This window comes from Micromonospora sp. NPDC049257, from assembly GCF_040678915.1.
In the GTDB taxonomy this organism is placed as follows: domain Bacteria; phylum Actinomycetota; class Actinomycetes; order Mycobacteriales; family Micromonosporaceae; genus Micromonospora; species Micromonospora antibiotica.
In genome coordinates this window covers 13,052-29,228 of sequence record NZ_JBFAQU010000001.1, presented here as the reverse complement: position 1 = coordinate 29,228, position 16,177 = coordinate 13,052, and the positions used below count along the sequence as shown (strand labels likewise).

Annotated in this window: 10 protein-coding genes and 1 pseudogene; 7 read left to right on the top strand and 4 right to left on the bottom strand. The window is 71.9% G+C overall.

The annotated features are described in order from the left end of the window. The 5 genes and pseudogenes from AB0K25_RS00110 to AB0K25_RS00090 all read left to right on the top strand — a co-directional run. Positions 1–82 (top strand): annotated as a pseudogene (locus tag AB0K25_RS00110) (ROK family protein); the annotation flags it as partial. A gap of 201 nt (positions 83–283) precedes the next feature. Then, the gene (locus tag AB0K25_RS00105) at positions 284–4,117 is read left to right on the top strand and encodes a multifunctional oxoglutarate decarboxylase/oxoglutarate dehydrogenase thiamine pyrophosphate-binding subunit/dihydrolipoyllysine-residue succinyltransferase subunit (RefSeq protein WP_363817248.1); all 3,834 of its coding nucleotides are present in this window, start codon (positions 284–286) and stop codon (positions 4,115–4,117) included. Between the two features lie 423 nt (positions 4,118–4,540). Then, on the top strand, positions 4,541–5,653 hold the full coding sequence (locus tag AB0K25_RS00100; protein ID WP_219465188.1) for an SGNH/GDSL hydrolase family protein: 1,113 nt from the start codon (positions 4,541–4,543) through the stop codon (positions 5,651–5,653). Between the two features lie 35 nt (positions 5,654–5,688). Further along, positions 5,689–7,044 carry a cellulose binding domain-containing protein gene (locus AB0K25_RS00095; protein WP_219465187.1) on the top strand — a complete coding sequence of 452 codons (1,356 nt, stop codon included), beginning with the start codon at positions 5,689–5,691 and terminating at the stop codon, positions 7,042–7,044. Between the two features lie 149 nt (positions 7,045–7,193). Then, positions 7,194–7,925: a response regulator transcription factor gene (locus AB0K25_RS00090; RefSeq protein ID WP_363818222.1), complete on the top strand. Its 732-nt coding sequence runs from the start codon at positions 7,194–7,196 to the stop codon at positions 7,923–7,925. Here the strand turns inward: AB0K25_RS00090 and AB0K25_RS00085 are convergent. From AB0K25_RS00085 to AB0K25_RS00070, 4 genes are all read right to left on the bottom strand, one after another. Then, complete coding sequence (locus AB0K25_RS00085; RefSeq protein WP_363817243.1) at positions 7,859–8,809, bottom strand: polyphosphate polymerase domain-containing protein; 951 nt, start codon at positions 8,807–8,809, stop codon at positions 7,859–7,861. The two genes, AB0K25_RS00090 and AB0K25_RS00085, sit on opposite strands and share 67 nt — an antisense overlap. Continuing rightward, complete coding sequence (locus AB0K25_RS00080; protein ID WP_357538231.1) at positions 8,806–9,399, bottom strand: DUF4956 domain-containing protein; 594 nt, start codon at positions 9,397–9,399, stop codon at positions 8,806–8,808. Before AB0K25_RS00080 ends, AB0K25_RS00085 begins: the two co-directional genes overlap by 4 nt. A 136-nt stretch (positions 9,400–9,535) precedes the next feature. Continuing rightward, on the bottom strand, positions 9,536–10,927 hold the full coding sequence (locus AB0K25_RS00075; protein ID WP_363817240.1) for a carbohydrate-binding domain-containing protein: 1,392 nt from the start codon (positions 10,925–10,927) through the stop codon (positions 9,536–9,538). 313 nt (positions 10,928–11,240) lie between these two features. Then, positions 11,241–12,221, bottom strand: a complete 981-nt coding sequence (locus tag AB0K25_RS00070; RefSeq protein WP_363818219.1) for an NAD(P)-dependent alcohol dehydrogenase — start codon at positions 12,219–12,221, stop codon at positions 11,241–11,243. A 114-nt stretch (positions 12,222–12,335) separates the two neighbouring features. Here AB0K25_RS00070 and AB0K25_RS00065 point away from each other — a divergent pair, with 114 nt between their 5' ends. Next, entirely contained in the window at positions 12,336–13,043 is a 708-nt protein-coding gene (locus tag AB0K25_RS00065; RefSeq protein WP_357538229.1) for a TetR/AcrR family transcriptional regulator C-terminal domain-containing protein, read from the top strand. Between the two features lie 479 nt (positions 13,044–13,522). Continuing rightward, positions 13,523–16,165: a rifamycin-inactivating phosphotransferase gene (gene rph / locus AB0K25_RS00060; protein WP_363817237.1), complete on the top strand. Its 2,643-nt coding sequence runs from the start codon at positions 13,523–13,525 to the stop codon at positions 16,163–16,165. Positions 16,166–16,177 lie beyond the last annotated feature (12 nt).

Below are 16,177 nucleotides of genomic sequence, written 5' to 3'. Positions count from 1 at the left end.
GGTCCGCTGGGGCACCACCTACGACACGTACGTCGGGGAACCGGAGCGGCGGCGGCTCGGCGACGCCTTCTGGTCCCGGCGCCGGTCGGCGACCGCACCGGCCCGGGCCCGCACCCGAGCCCTGGCGGAGCGGGACCGGACTTCCGGTGGAGCGGGATCTGCCGGTGGGCCGTGTCCACAATGCTGGGACGTGGCGGCGTAGCCTGAATCGGACGTGGTTTCCGTCCACCGTGATGAGACCGTCGCGTGCCGTCAATCTGAGGTGAAAGAGGCGAACCCGGCTGTGTCGACCCAGCAGACCTCGCAGGACAATCCGCTCGCGGATTTCGGTCCCAACGAGTGGATCGTCGACGAGATGTACCAGCGCTATCTGGCCGATCCGACGAGCGTCGACCATGCCTGGCACGACTTCTTCGCCGACTACCGACCGCCACCGGCCACGCCCACCCCGCCACCGGCCTCGACCGCCCCGCCAGAGGACGCGGCCACCCCGCCTCAGGACACCACCCCGCCAGAGGGCGGGGCCGCGCGAGAGGGCGGGGCCGCGCCGCGGGCGGCGGCTGCGCCGGATGTGGTGAGGCCCGCGGACGCCCACGCCGGGGCGGCGACCGGGGCGAGCGCACCGACCCCGCCGACCGCCCGGGCCGGGCAGGCTCCCGCGTCCGGCGAGCGGGCCGGGTCGCCCGGTGGGCGGTCCGGCGGAACCCGGGCGACCGGTGGGAAGACCTCCGGCGGTGGCGCGGCGGGTGACCCGGCCACCGCCGCGAGCACGGTCCCGCTGCGCGGGGTCGCGGCCCGCATCGTGCAGAACATGAGCAGCTCGCTGCATGTGCCGACCGCCACCAGTGTCCGCGCCGTGCCGGCCAAACTGCTGGTGGACAACCGCATCGTGATCAACAATCATCTCGCCCGGGGCCGGGGTGGCAAGGTCAGCTTCACCCACCTGATCGGTTGGGCGCTGGTGCGCGCGGTCGTCGCGCATCCGGAGATGAACAACTCCTACGCCGAGGTGGACGGCAAGCCCGCGCTGGTGCAGCCGGAGCACGTCAATCTCGGTATCGCCATCGACCTGGCCCGGCCGGACGGGACCCGCACCCTGGTCGTACCGTCGATCAAGAAGTGCGAAAGCATGGACTTCCGGCAGTTCTGGCAGGCGTACGAGGACGTGGTCCGGCGGGCCCGGCGCGGCGAGCTGACCATGGAGGACCACTCGGGCACGACGATCTCGCTGACCAACCCGGGTGGCATCGGCACCGTGCACTCGGTGCCCCGGCTGATGCCCGGCCAGAGCGCGATCATCGGCGTCGGCGCGATGGAGTACCCGGCGCCGTACTCGGGCATGTCCGACGAGACGCTTGCCGACCATGGCATCAGCAAGGTCACCACGTTGACCAGCACGTACGACCACCGGGTGATCCAGGGCGCGCAGTCCGGCGAGTTCCTCAAGACGGTCCACGAGTTGCTGCTCGGTGAGCACGGCCTCTACGACGACATCTTCACCTCGCTGCGCATCCCGTACGAGCCGGTGCGCTGGATGCGGGACGTGGCCCGGACCTCCGAGGGGCAGATCGACAAGGCCGCCCGGGTGATCGAGCTGATCCACGCCTACCGGGTGCGCGGGCACCTGATGGCCGACACCGATCCGCTCGAGTTCACGATCCGCCGGCACCCCGACCTGGACGTCCTGCAACACGGCCTGACCCTGTGGGACCTCGACCGGACCTTCCCGGTCGGTGGCTTCGCCGGCCGGCAGAAGATGCGGCTGCGCGACGTGCTCGGCGTCCTGCGGGACACCTACTGCCGCCGGGTCGGCGTCGAGTACATGCACATCCAGGAGCCGGAGGAGCGTCGCTGGATCCAGGAGCGCATCGAGATCAGGTACACCAAGCCGGACCCGGACGAACAGCAGCACCTGCTCAACCGGCTCAACGCCGCCGAGGCGTTCGAGACCTTCCTGCAGACCAAGTACGTCGGTCAGCGTCGCTTCTCGCTGGAGGGTGGCGAGTCGCTGATCCCGCTGCTCGACGAGGTGCTCCAGGCCTGTGCCGAGGGCGGCTTCCACGAGCTGGTCATCGGCATGGCCCACCGGGGCCGGCTCAACGTGCTCGCCAACATCGTCGGCAAGCCGTACGAGAAGATCTTCAACGAGTTCGAGGGCCAGATGGACCCGGACTCGGCGCACGGCTCCGGCGACGTGAAGTACCACCTCGGGCAGACCGGCAGGTACACCACGCCCGACGGCCAGCACTGCACCACCGTCAGCGTGGTGGCCAACCCGTCGCACCTGGAGGCCGTCGATCCGGTGCTGGAGGGCATCGTCCGGGCCAAGCAGGACCGGCTCGACCTGGGCCTGGAGGGCTACACGGTGCTGCCGGTGCTGGTGCACGGTGACGCCGCGTTCGCCGGGCAGGGGGTCGTCGCCGAGACGCTCAACCTGTCCCAGCTGCGTGGCTACCGCACCGGCGGGACCGTGCACGTGGTGGTCAACAACCAGGTCGGCTTCACCACCGCCCCGGAGTACAGCCGTTCGTCGCTCTACTGCACCGACGTGGCCCGGATGATCCAGGCGCCGATCTTCCACGTCAACGGCGACGACCCGGAGGCGGTGATCCGGGTCGCCCGGCTGGCCTTCGAGTACCGCCAGGCGTTCAACAAGGACGTCGTGATCGACCTGGTCTGCTACCGCCGCCGTGGGCACAACGAGGGCGACGACCCGTCGATGACCAACCCCCGGATGTACGAGATCATCGATGCCAAGCGCAGCGTCCGGAAGATCTACACCGAGGAGTTGATCGGCCGGGGCGACATCACCGTCGAGACCGCGCAGCAGCAGCTCCGCGAGTACCAGGCTGAGCTGGAGCGGGTCTTCAAGGCCAGCCGGGACGTGGCCGTCGCGCCGTCGCGGGCCCGCCCGTCCTGGTCCGCGGCGCCCGAACAGCAGGTCGACACCGCCGTCGACGCGGCGGCCGTCCGTGCGGTCGGCGAGGCGCACCTGCACCTGCCGGAGGGGTTCACCGCGCACAAGCGGGTCCAGCAGGTGTTGCAGCGGCGGGCGCGGATGGCGGTCGAGGGCGGTATCGACTGGGGCTTCGGTGAGCTGGTCGCCTTCGGCTCGCTGCTGAGCCAGGGCGTCACCGTCCGGTTGGCCGGCCAGGATTCGCGACGCGGCACGTTCACCTCACGGCACGCCGCGGTCGTCGACGCGGCCACCGGTGAGTCGTACCTGCCGCTGTCCCGCCTGGCCGCCGGCGACGCCCGGTTCTTCGTGCACGACTCGCTGCTGAGCGAGTACGCCGCCATGGGCTTCGAGTACGGCTACTCGGTGGAGAACCCCGATGCGCTGGTGCTCTGGGAGGCGCAGTTCGGTGACTTCGCCAACGGTGCGCAGTCCATCATCGACGAGTTCCTCTCCTCCGGCGAGCTGAAGTGGGGTCAGCGGTCGTCGCTGGTGCTGCTGCTGCCGCACGGGCAGGAGGGGCAGGGGCCGGACCACTCGTCCGGGCGGCCGGAGCGCTTCCTGCAACTGTGCGCGCAGGACAACATGCGGGTCGCCATCCCCAGCACCCCGGCCAACTACTTCCATCTGCTGCGCCGGCAGGCCCTGTCGGCCAAGCGCAAGCCGCTGGTGGTCTTCTCGCCGAAGTCGCTGCTGCGGCACCGGCTCTGCGTCTCGGACGTGGCGGCCTTCACCACCGGCGGTTTCCAGCCGGTGCTGGACGACGGCGGGCCGGGTGTCGAGGCGCCGTCCGCCGAGAGGGTCAGGCGGGTGCTGCTCTGCTCCGGCAAGGTCTACTACGACCTGGTGCAGGCCCGCGCCGACCGCGGCATCGGCGACACCGCCATCGTCCGGCTGGAGCAGCTCTACCCGCTGCCGGTCGGGGAACTCCGGGCGGTGCTCGACCGGTACCCCCACGCGGAGGACGTCGCCTGGGTGCAGGAGGAGCCGGCCAACCAGGGTGCCTGGTCGTTCGTGGCGCTCAACCTGGTGGAGCACCTGGACGGGGTGCGGCTGCGCCGCATCTCCCGTCCGGCCGCCGCCGCCCCGGCGGTCGGCTCCGCCAAGCAGCACGAGGTCGAGCAGGCCGCGATCATCGACGCGGCGCTGCCGCAGCCCTGAGGTACGGGTGACGAACGGACGGGGCGGCTCGCCGGTGTGGTGAGCCGCCCCGTCCGTCAGGGTTCGGGTGGTGGGGTCAGCCGGTGACCTCGGTCGTGGCGTACGTCTCGCGGAGCGGACAGGTGTCGCGGTGTCGGCCCGTCCGGGTGCCCGATCGCCTTCCGTCGGGGGTGGCTGGTGGGCCGAACTGGACCAGGTCAGCGACAAGTATTTACAATGGTCTTTGTTAACGCTCACACCCGTCCCGGTGCCGAGACCACCTCGTCCTGTCGAGGTGGCGATCGGCGTGTGCCCGGCGGGACCGGCGGCCGGCGGGCTGTCCGGTCCGGCCGCCCCGCGTCACCGACGTGCCGCCCCTCACCACGGTGGCCGTCCGACCGGCCCACGCCCTCGGCCAGCTCCACCGATCCAGGGGAGAAATCCATGCGAACGAGGGCACGATGGCTCGCGGCGCTCGCCGTACTCGGCGTCATGACCGCCGGGGTGGTGACACCGACCGGCCCCGCCCACGCCGAATCCAACGGCGGGGTACGGGTGATGCCGCTCGGCGACTCCATCACCGAGGGCACCCAGGTGCCGGGCGGCTACCGGATCGGGCTCTGGCAGCGCCTCGCCGCCGGCCGCTACACGATCGACTTCACCGGATCGCAGTTCAACGGGCCGGGCAGCCTCGGTGACCACGACCACGAGGGGCACCCCGGCTGGCGCATCGACCAGATCGACGCCAACATCGTCGGCTGGCTGAACAACCAACGGCCGCAGACCGTGCTGCTGCACATCGGCACCAACGACATCCTGCAGAACTACAACGTGGGCACCGCGCCGAACCGGCTCTCCACCCTGATCGACCGGATCACCACCACCGCACCCACCGCGGAGGTGTTCGTCGCGCAGATCATCACGCTCTCCAACGGCAACCAGGCGGCGGCCGCGCGTACCTTCAACGCAGCGATCCCGGGCATCGTGCAGAGCAAGGTGAACGCCGGCAAGCGGGTGCACCTGGTCGACATGCAGAGCGCCCTGTCCACCGCCGACCTGATCGACGGCATCCACCCCACCTCCGGCGGCTACGACAAGATGGCCGCCCGCTGGTACAGCGCCCTGCAGTCGGTGCCCGGCAGCATCGGCAACCCGGGCAACAGCGGCGGACAGACCACCACGATCGTCGGCACCCCCTCGGGCCGGTGCGTCGACGTGCCCGGTTCCGCCACCACCAACGGGCTCCAGCTGCAGCTCTGGGACTGCCACGGCGGCACCAACCAGCAGTGGACGTACACCTCCGGCCGGGCGTTGACCGTGCTCGGCACCAAGTGCCTGGACGCCGCCGGCTACGGCACCACCCCGGGCACCCTGGTCACCACGTACGACTGCCACGGCGGCACCAACCAGCAGTGGAACCTCAACGCCAACGGCACCATCACCGGCGTGCAGTCCGGCCTCTGCCTCGACGCCAACGGCGGGGCCACCGCCAACGGCACGAAGCTCGTCCTGTGGACCTGCAACGGCCAGGCCAACCAGCAGTGGAGCCGGCGGTAGTCCGCAGCCCCCGTCAACCGAAGGAGAGGCCCGAAGTGACGCTACCGACAGATCGACCCCCGACCCCACCCCCGGCCGGCCGCCGGACCTCCGTACCCCGGTTCGTGAGCTGGCTCTCGGCGGGCCTCGTGGTGCTCCTCGGCCTCGTGGCGACCGCGAGCATGCCGCACGCCGCGGCGGCGGCGGACAACCCCTACCAGCGTGGCCCGGACCCGACCCCGGCGAGTGTGGCCGCCACCCGGGGGCCGTTCGCCACCACGCAGGCGACCGTGCCGGCGGGCAACGGCTTCAACGGCGGGTTCGTCTACTACCCGACCGACACCAGCCTGGGCACCTGGGGCGCGGTGGCGATCGTGCCCGGGTACTCCGCCCTGTTCGCCAACGAGGAGGCCTGGATGGGCCCCTGGCTGGCGTCCTTCGGTTTCGTGGTGCTCGGGATCGAGACCAACAGCCGTACCGACGGTGCTGACGCCCGGGCCACCCAGCTGCTCGCGGGGCTGGACTACCTCACCCGGACCAGCCCGGTGCGCAACCGGGTGGACCCCAACCGGCTCAGCGTGATGGGCCACTCCGCGGGCGGGGCCGGCACCCTGCTGGCGGCGCTGCGGCGGCCGTCGCTGCGGACCGCTGTCGGCCTCGCCCCGGGTACGCCCGGCAACAACCTGAACATGTCGACCACCCAGGTCCCCACCCTGCTCCTGTCGGGGCAGAACGACGGCACCGTCACCCCGTCCTACGTGCAGGGCATCTACAACACGCTGCCCGCCGGGGTGGAGCACGCCTGGGCGGAGCTGGCCGGCAACGACCACCTGTCGTTCACCCGGTCGAACCCGACCGAGATGCGGCTGCTGATCCCCTGGCTCAAGATCTTCCTGGACTACGACACCCGCTACACCCAGTTCCTCTGCCCGCTGGCGAACAGCACCGGCGTCTCCCGGTACAGCTCCACCTGCCCCCTGGTGCCGCCGGGCGGGCCGACGACCCCGCCGACGACCCCGCCGCCCACCACCCCGCCGCCGACCACGCCTCCGCCCACCACCCCGCCGCCCACCACGCCTCCGCCGACCACCCCGCCGCCGACGACCCCGCCGCCCGGCACCGCCTGCACCGCGACGTACCGCACGATCGGCTCGTGGTCGGGTGGCTTCCAGGCTGAGGTCACGGTGACGGCCGGCAGCGCCGCCGTCGACGGCTGGACCGCCCGTTGGCAGTTGGGCAGTGGACAGGGCATCAGCCAGGTCTGGAACGGCACGCTGAGCACCAGCGGCTCGACCGCGACCGTCCGCAACGTCTCCTACAACGGTGCGCTGGCCCCCGGCACCTCGACGACCTTCGGCTTCCTCGGCACCGGCACGCCGACCAGCCCGTCGCCGACCTGCACCAGCCCCTGAGTGCGTCGGTCGCCCACCCGTCGGCACGACGGGTGGGCGACCCGGTGCGCCACGGGTGGCACGACCGGCAGGTTGCTCACAGCTGATCCACAGCCGACTGCGAGGCCACTCCCCACCATGTCCCGTACGAACAGTGCGTGATTACCCCGATGCCCAGGGTGCTCGTCGTGGACGACGACCCCCATCTCCGGGCGCTGCTCTCGGCGACGCTGGGAAGGCACGACTTCGAGGTCCGGGTGGCCTCCGGCGGCCGGGAGGCGCTGGTCGTGGCGGCGGACTTCGAACCGCACCTGGTGGTGCTCGACGTGGTGCTGCCGGATCTCGACGGTCTCCAGGTCGCACGGAGCCTGCGTGCGGGTCCCGGTCCGGGAGTGCCGGTGCTGTTCCTCACCGCCCGTGACGAGGTGGCCGACCGCATCGCCGGGCTCACCGCCGGGGCCGACGACTACGTCACCAAGCCGTTCAGCCTGGAGGAGCTGGTGCTGCGGGTGCGGGCGGTGCTGCGCCGCTACCGGGCGGATCAGGGCACCCAGGACGGCGGGTTGCTGCGGTACGCCGACCTGGAGCTGGACGAGCAGGCCCACGAGGTACGCCGGGGCGGGCACCCGGTGCCGCTGTCGCCCACCGAGTTCAACCTGCTGCGGTTCCTGCTCGCCAACGCGGGCCGGGTGGTCAGCAAGGCGCAGATCCTCGACGGGGTGTGGAACTACCGCTTCGGTGGCGACGGCCGGATCGTCGAGTCGTACGTCTACTGCCTGCGGCGGAAGATCGACCGCTGGGACCCGCCCCTGATCCACACCGTCCGGGGTGTCGGTTACGCGTTACGGCTGCCCCCGCGGGCGCAGGATGCGGCGGGGTCTGTTGCGGGGCCGCCCCGGTGAGACGTCTCCTGGCGCGCGCCCGGATCCCCGTGGAGGGTGGGGTGGAAGTGCCGACGTAGGGTGCGCTGCCAACGCCCGGCGGGCAGGTCGGGGTCGAGGGCGGCCAGCCCGGTCGCGTACTTGGAGATGGCCACCGGGCGGTGACCCTGCCGCCAGAGCAGCCGGTCGACGTGGGAGGCGGTGGAGCCGGTCTTCGTCTCGATGATGGCCAGTTCGGGCAGCGCCAACCGACGGCCCCGGTGATCCTCCCAGCGCAACGCGACGTCGATGGTCGCCCGGCTCGCGGTAGCCGGTAGATAGAGCGTGCTGCGCAGGTAGCTGGTGGTGAGGGTCGGCGCGAAGGTCAGGGTGGGGCCGGTGCGCAGCGCCGCGAGCACCCCGTCGACGAACGACCGCCCGGGGGTGAGGGTGCCGCTGTCGTCGGGACGGTAGGGCAGCCGTTCCTTGACCGTGCCGCCCCGGGTGCCCTCCGTCTTCACCTCCAGCCAGCAGAGGCCGGAGTCGAGGTACGTCCTCGTCCTGATCTTGAAGCGGCGGCGGCGTCGGCGGGCGGTGAGCCGGAAGCTGACCAGGTCGGCGGTGTCGAAGTAGATCGACTCGTAGCGGAACGCGCGCCTGCCGTCGATCTCCAGCACCTGGTCGGTGTGGTCGAGCCCGGCGAGCAGGTGCGGCAGCTCGGCGAGCGGAAGGAGGTACTTGCGGTCGAACCGGGTCTGTAGCGCGGCGCGTTCGGTCAGTTCCGCGAGCCCGATCGGCGTGAGCTGGGCCAGCGCACCGGTGAGCGGGGTCAGGACCGCGGTGGGCGGGGTCAGGACCGCGGTGGGCGGGGCCAGCGCCGCGGTGAGCGGGGTCAGGGCCGCAGTGGGCGGGTCGGAGGCGGTCACCGGGCGGCGCCCGCGTCGACCGGCCGCCGCCCGCCGGTGGCGGTGACCCTGGGCCGCGAGTAGCGGACGTCCACGATCGTGGTGTCGTTGACCAGGTCGACGCGCTCGACGTTGACGTTGTGCACCCGGGCGCCGAGCAACTGCTCCAGGTGTGCGGTGAGGGCGACCGAGTCGGTGACCGCGCTGTCCAGCACGATGACGTGCCGCCGGTACCGGCGCAGCAGTCGGGGGTGGTCCCCGACGAACATCACGGCGAGGATCAGCACCGTCAGCGCGCCGACCGTCAGGACCGAGGTGCCGGAGAGCGGGCCGAGGATGCCGAGCGCGAGCGCCGAGAAGTAGTACGCCACCTCGTGCTGGTCGAGTTCCGTGGACCGGAGCCGGATGATCGACAGCACCCCGAACAGCCCCAGCCCGAGCCCGGCGCCGACGGTGCTGCTGCTCAGTGAGCTGGCCACGGCGAACACGCCGACGTTGACGCCGAGGTAGGCGACCACCAGGTCCCGTCGTCGGTGGCGCGGGAAGTACAGCGCGAAGACGAGCAGGACCACGGCGACCAGGTCCACTCCGGCCAGGACCAAGCGCGACATATTTGCTCCTTGAAGTGTCCGCCGGCCGTTTGCCGTGTGCGGCGTCCGGCGGTGTGGCATCGGATCTGGCGGTGGTGCAAAGGCGGGCCGGTGGCGCGGTTCGGGCCCGGGTGGGCCCGAACCGCAGGGCCCGGACTCAGAACCGCCCGTACCGGCCGGCGGTGACGCCGGTCAGCACCCGGGTGGCGCCGGTGATGCTGCCGCCGGTGTAGAGACCGCCGACATTGGTGCCGGTCACGCTGCCGCCGGTGTAGATGTCGTACCGCTGGCCGTTGGTGATCCGGTTGGACGAGAAGACGACCTCCCGGACGGTGGCCGAGGTCCGGTACGAACCCAGCACCGTGCTGCCGGACACCACGTGCACGATGGTGTTGGCGGCCAGGTTGGCGTTGAACCGGGGGGCCACCCAGCCCTGGCCGGTGTTCGGCACCGCCTGGAACACGGCCAGCGAGGTCAGCGCCGCGCCCACCACCGTGCCGCCGGTGAAGGCGATCGGGCCGTCGGCGTCGATCGCGCCCTCGCCGCCGCCCCGGGTGCTGGAGCCCCGGGCCACCACGGTGCCACCGGCGAAGGTGAGCGACCCGTTGGAGTCGAAGCCGTCCGTGCCGCCGGTGGCCACCACCGTGCCGCCGGTGACCTTGATGAACGCGATCGCGGACGGCTCCATGTGGCCGAGGCCCTCCTCGGCGGCGTTGACCGCGTCGTCGCTGGCCACGACGGTGATGTTGCCGCCGCTGATGGTGGTCCGGAGTCCTTCCAGCGCTTCGTAGGACCGGGTGACGTTGATGGTGCCGCCGGAGATGTTCAGGACGTTCTCGCCCTTGATGGCGTCGTCGGCGACCGAGGCGGTGATGGTGCCGTTGGTGATGGTGAGCACGCCCTTGCCGGCCTCGGTGTCGTTGGACTTGAGCCCGTCGCCGCCGGACGAGGTGACGGCGATCGTGCCGCCGTTGACGGTGAGGGAGTCCTTGCCCCGGATCGCGTCGTCCACCGCGTTGACGGTGATGGTGCCGGACTGGATGACCAGGTCGTCCTTGCTGACGATGCCGTCGGCGTGGTTGGCGCGCACGGTCAGCGCGCCGGTGCCGCCGATGGTCAGGTCGGCGGCGCTGAACAGGGCGGCGTCCGGCTCCCCGGTGTTGGTGTACGTCGCCGCGTCGGTGAGGTTGTTGCTGGTGCCCGCGGCCAGGGTGACGGTGACCGCGCTGGCGTTGGTCACGTACAGCGGTGAGGAGGTGGAGTTGGTGATGGAGGCGCCGGCGAGGACGAGTTCCACGGTGCCGGTGACGGCGGTGTCGACAGCGATGTGGCCGTTGTTCAGCGTGCCCCTGATCTCGTAGGTGCCGGGCGCGGTGATGGTGACGGCGCTGCCGGCGACGGTGACGTTGCTGCCGGTGACGCTCGCGCTGGAGCCGTTGAGGGTGATCGTGGCGGTCGCGGCGGCGACGGCGGCGACGGCGAGCGGGCCGGCCAGCAGGGTGGCGGTGAGTCCGGCCAGGACGGCGGTACGACGTGCGGTGGCTGTCATGGGGGGTCCTGTTCCTCGGGGCGGGCGGGGTGGGGTGCGTCGGGCCCGGGCGCGGTGCGGACGCCTCGAAGGCCGGCCGTCGGTAGGGTGAACGGCGGATGAACGAGGCATTGCATCGACGATGGTAAATGAGATTCGTCGCTCGCCGACAGTGCTGGAGCAGGAAATCGAAGCGCTTTCACCATTGCCAGCTGACTGACAGGTGATATTGACGGAACTCTGAGCCGGGCACGCTTGACCGGGGAATCGGGAGCCTGCCCGGCCGTGGAGTCGGCGTCGTCGCGGATGTCGGGGCCGGCGGATGGCGGGCCGGTCAGATGGTGATGACCACTTTCGCCCTGGCGTGTTCGCCTTCGAGGTAGCCGATGGCATGGGGCACCTCGGGCAACGGATAGGTCCGGTCGATCACCGGTGTGAGGTGGTCGGCCTCGGTGTGGGCGCGGAGCGTGTCGAGGTGCTCCCGGCCGGGGGTCGCCGTCAGGACGACGACGCGCTGCCGGACGAGGGGGGCCAGCAGCCGCCCCCGCGCGATGAGCCGGACCGGCCCGAGGAGGCTGCCGCCCCGGTACACACCGCCGCCGGAGAGCACCAGCGTCCCGGTTGGGGTCAGTGCCCGCCGCAGCGCGGTGAGGCTGCGGTTGCCGACCAGGTCGAACACCACGTCGTGGCGGTCCCCGTGGGTGAAGTCCTCGCGGGTGTAGTCGACGACGTGGTCGGCGCCGAGCGAGTGGACCAGGTCGACGTTGCGGGTGCTGCACACCCCGGTCACCGTCGCGCCCAGCACCCTGGCGAGCTGCACGGCCAGGGTGCCGACACCACCGGAGGCGCCGTTGACGAGCACGCGCTGGCCGGGCGCGACCCGGGCCGCGTCCCGCAGCCCCTGGAGCGCGGTCACCCCGGCCAGTGGCAGGGCTGCCGACTGCGGCGCGGTCAGGTTCGCCGGCTTCGGCGCGACCAGGGCGGCGGGGGCGCACACGTACTCGGCGAACGCGCCGTTGGCGTCCCCGAGGTCGCCGAACACGCTGTCGCCGGGGCGCAGGTGACGCACGTCGACGCCGACGGCCTCGACCCGACCGGCGAAATCGCGACCCCGGATGCGGGCCCGGGGCCGCGTCAGGCCCAGCGCCAACCGCGCCATCCGGGGATCGCCGCGCATCACGTGCCAGTCGTACGCGTTGAGCGCGGCGGCCTCGACCCGCACGAGCACCTCGTCGGCGGTGGGCACCGGCACGTCGACGTCCGCGAGGGTCAACGTCTCGGGGGGCCCGTACCGGTCCTGCACGATCGCCTTCATCTCGCCCTCCTCGGAGTGTACGCCGTACACCAGATGTCGACCACGGTAGGTGTACGGCGTACACCTGTCAATGCCGGTTAAGGTTTCCCTCGCCGACCGAGGACAGGGACCGAGATGGCCGAGCAGGCTGAGACGCTGCGCCGGACGCCGCTGAGCAGGGACCGCATCCTGCGCGCCGCCGTCGTGCTGGCCGACGGGGCCGGAATCGAGTCGCTCAGCATGCGCAACCTCGCGCAGGAACTGGGCGTCGTGCCGATGGCCCTCTACAAGCACGTGGCCAACAAGGACGAACTCCTCGACGGCATGATCGACGTGGTGGTCGGCGAGATCGAGCCGCTGACGACGGGCGTCGGCTGGCAGCCCGCCATCCGCCGACGTGTCCTGTCGGCCCGGCAGGTGCTGCGTCGGCACCCCTGGGCGTCGCTCGCCATCGAGTCGCGCACCATGGCGACGCCGGCCGTCCTCGGCTACCTCGACTCGATGATCGGGGCGCTACGCGCCGGTGGCCTCTCCACCGACCTCACCCACCACGTCATGCACGCCATGGGCAGCCGCATCCTGGGCTTCAGCCAGGAGTTGTTCGACGCGTCCCGGCAGGCCGGCCGGACCGGACCGGCCGCCCCGACGCCCCCCGCGCCCCTGCCGCCGGAGGTCGCGGCGCGGTTCCCGCACGTCGCCGAGATCGCCGAGGCGGCCTCGCACGACGACGGGTCCGTCGTGGGGCAGGGCTGCGACGACCAGTTCGAGTTCGAGTTCGCGCTGGACCTGCTGCTGGACGGCATCGAACGGCTGCGCGCGCAAGGCTGGACGTCGGCGCGCTGATCAGCTGAGGTCGGCCCGCCGCTCACCGGCGTGTCACCCCGGACCGCCCCGACGCCGATCGGCCACCGTCCCGGCCCCGACCGCCCCGACGCCGGTCGGCCACCGTCCCGGCCCCGACCGCCCCGACGCCGGTCGCCGACCGTCCCCGACCGGGGCCCTGACGCCGACCGCCCGGCCCCGATATCGACAGGTGGCCTGGTGAAAGCGTTTTCGCCGGGCGCGTTCGCCATTTCGACGCGCGCACCATTTCTTGCTCTCCCAACATATAGCGGACGGGGGGACTTGCCGCAAGACCCGGGTCACCCCGCAGAATCGTCAGCCGAGGTCGCCGCCAGCGGAAATGCATCACGACGGTGCGCCGGCGACCTGTCACCAGCGGAAGGCGAAACGATGTCCACGTACCCGAAGACATATTCGAGGCCGCTGAACCACCCGGCCGCCGTCATGCGGCGACGCCCGACCGTCCCGGAGGTCGCCCGATGACCGGTCGGTACGTACGGGGTCTGCGTGAGGTCGACCCGACGCAGCGGAACCTGGTCGGCGGCAAGGGCGCCCACCTCGGCGGACTGACCCGCATCGACGGGGTCCGGGTGCCGGCGGGCTTCTGCGTGACGACGGACGCCTTCCGGCGGGTCACCGCGCTGGCGTCGGGACTCGACGGGCAACTCGATCGACTGGCCCGGCTGGCACCCACCGAACGGGCGGCGATCGGCACCCTCAGCGCGCAGATCCGCCGCACCATCGAGAACGTCACCGTCCCCGACGACGTCGCGACGGAGATCATCCGTGCCCTCGATGCGCTCGGCGAGCACGGCGGGTACGCCGTCCGGTCCAGCGCGACGGCGGAGGACCTGCCGACCGCCTCCTTCGCGGGGCAGCAGGACAGCTTCCTCAACGTGGTCGGCCCGACGGCGGTCCTGCGGCAGATCAGCCGGTGCTGGGGCTCGCTGTTCACCGCACGGGCCGTCACCTACCGCCAGCGCAACGGCATCGACCACCACCGGGTCGCGATGGCGGTGGTCGTCCAGCGGATGGTCCCCGCCGGGGCGGCGGGCGTCCTGTTCACCGCCGATCCCGTCACCGGCAACCGGCGGGTCTCCTTCGTGGAGGCCGGGTTCGGCCTCGGCGAGGCCCTGGTCTCCGGGCTGGTCGACGCGGACGTCTTCCGGGTCCGCGACGACCGTGTCGTCGCCCGGACGATCGCCGCCAAACGCCACGCCGTGCGGACCACGCCGACCGGCGGGACCCGGGTGGTGGCGATCGACCCGCAGCGGCAGGACCAGCCGGCGCTGACCGACCCGCAGGTCGTCCGGCTGGTGCGGCTGGGCCGGCGGATCGAGGCGCACTTCGGTCAGCCGCAGGACATCGAGTGGTGCCTGGTCGACGACGACTTCCAGATCGTCCAGACCCGACCGGTCACCACGCTGTTCCCCGTCCCGGTGGCCGACGACACCGACAACCACGTCTACGTGTCCGTGGGCCACCAGCAGATGATGACCGACCCGATGAAGCCCCTCGGGTTCTCGATGTACCAGCTGATCGCCGCCCGGCCCATGTACGAGGCCGCCGGCCGGTTGTTCGCCGACGTGACGCCCGAGCTGGCGTCGCCGACCGGCCGCGCCGGCCTGCTGGCGGCCCTGGGCAGGTCCGACCCGCTGATCGGGGACGCGTTGCGCACCGTTGTGGAGCGCGGTGACTTCGTCCGGGAGGTGCCGGACGAGAAGCCCGCCGGGCCGCCACCCGGGCCGGCGGCACCGCCCGTCGAGACCGATCCCGCGCTGGTCACCGAGCTGATCACCCGGATCGACGACGCCAACGCCGCCCTGGCCCGCGAGATCCGGACGAAGTCCGGGCCGGCGCTGCTCGACTTCATCCGGACCGACTTCCCCCGGCTGACCCGGATGATGATCGATCCGAGGAGCATCCCGGTCATCATGGCCGGGATGGAGGCGGTCTGGTGGCTCAACGAACACCTCCAGGAGTGGCTCGGTGAGCGCAACGCCGCCGACCCGCTCACCCAGTCCGTCCCGCACAACGTCACGTCGGAGATGGGGCTGGCCCTGCTGGACGTCGCCGACGCGATCCGGCCGTACCCGGAGGTCGTGGCCTTCCTGAGCCGGGTGGCGGACGACGGCGGGCCCGGCCGGGAGTGCGACGCCCCCGGCGGGCCGGACGACCTGCTGGCCGGGCTGGACCAGCTCGCCGGTGGCCGGGAGGCCCGGGTGGCCATCGGGTCCTGGCTCGACCGGTACGGCATGCGGGGGGTCGGCGAGATCGACATCACCCGGCCCCGCTGGCGGGAACGTCCCGCCATGCTGGTGCCGCTGATCCTGGGCAACATCAGGAACTTCGCACCGGGGGCCGGCGGGCGGCACTTCGAGCAGGGCCTGCGCACGGCGCGGGACAAGGAGCGGGAGGTGCTGGAGCGGCTGCGGGCCCTGCCCGACGGCGGCGCGGACAAGGCCGAGCGGACCAAACGGATGATCGACCGGGCCCGGACGTTCGTCGGCTACCGGGAGTACCCGAAGTACGGCATGGTCACCCGCACCTTCGCATACAAGCAGGCGTTGCTGGCCGAGGCCGACCGCCTGGTGGCCGACGGTGTGCTGCGGGACCGGGAGGACATCTGGTACCTCACGTTCCCCGAACTCGACGAGGTCGTCCGTACCCGCCGGGCCGACGACGGGCTCATCCGTCGACGGGCGGCGGAGCACCTGTCGTACCGGGCGCTCATCCCGCCCCGGGTGCTCACCTCGGAGGGCGAGATCGTCGCCGGGACGTACCAGCGGGACGACGTGCCGGTCGGCGCGCTGGTCGGCCTGGCGGTCTCCGCCGGGACCGTCGAGGGTCGGGCGCGCGTGGTGCGGGACGTGGCACGGGCCGATCTCGAACCGGGGGACATCCTCGTCACGCCGTACACCGATCCCAGTTGGACGCCGCTGTTCGTCACCGTCGCCGGGCTGGTCACCGAGGTCGGTGGCCTGATGACCCACGGCGCGGTGATCGCCCGGGAGTACGGCCTGCCGGCCGTCGTCGGGGTGGTGGACGCCACCCGGCTGATCCCGGACGGGCAGCGGATCCGCGTGCACGGCACCGACGGGTACGTCGAACTTCTCCCGTGAGCGGCCGCCGGT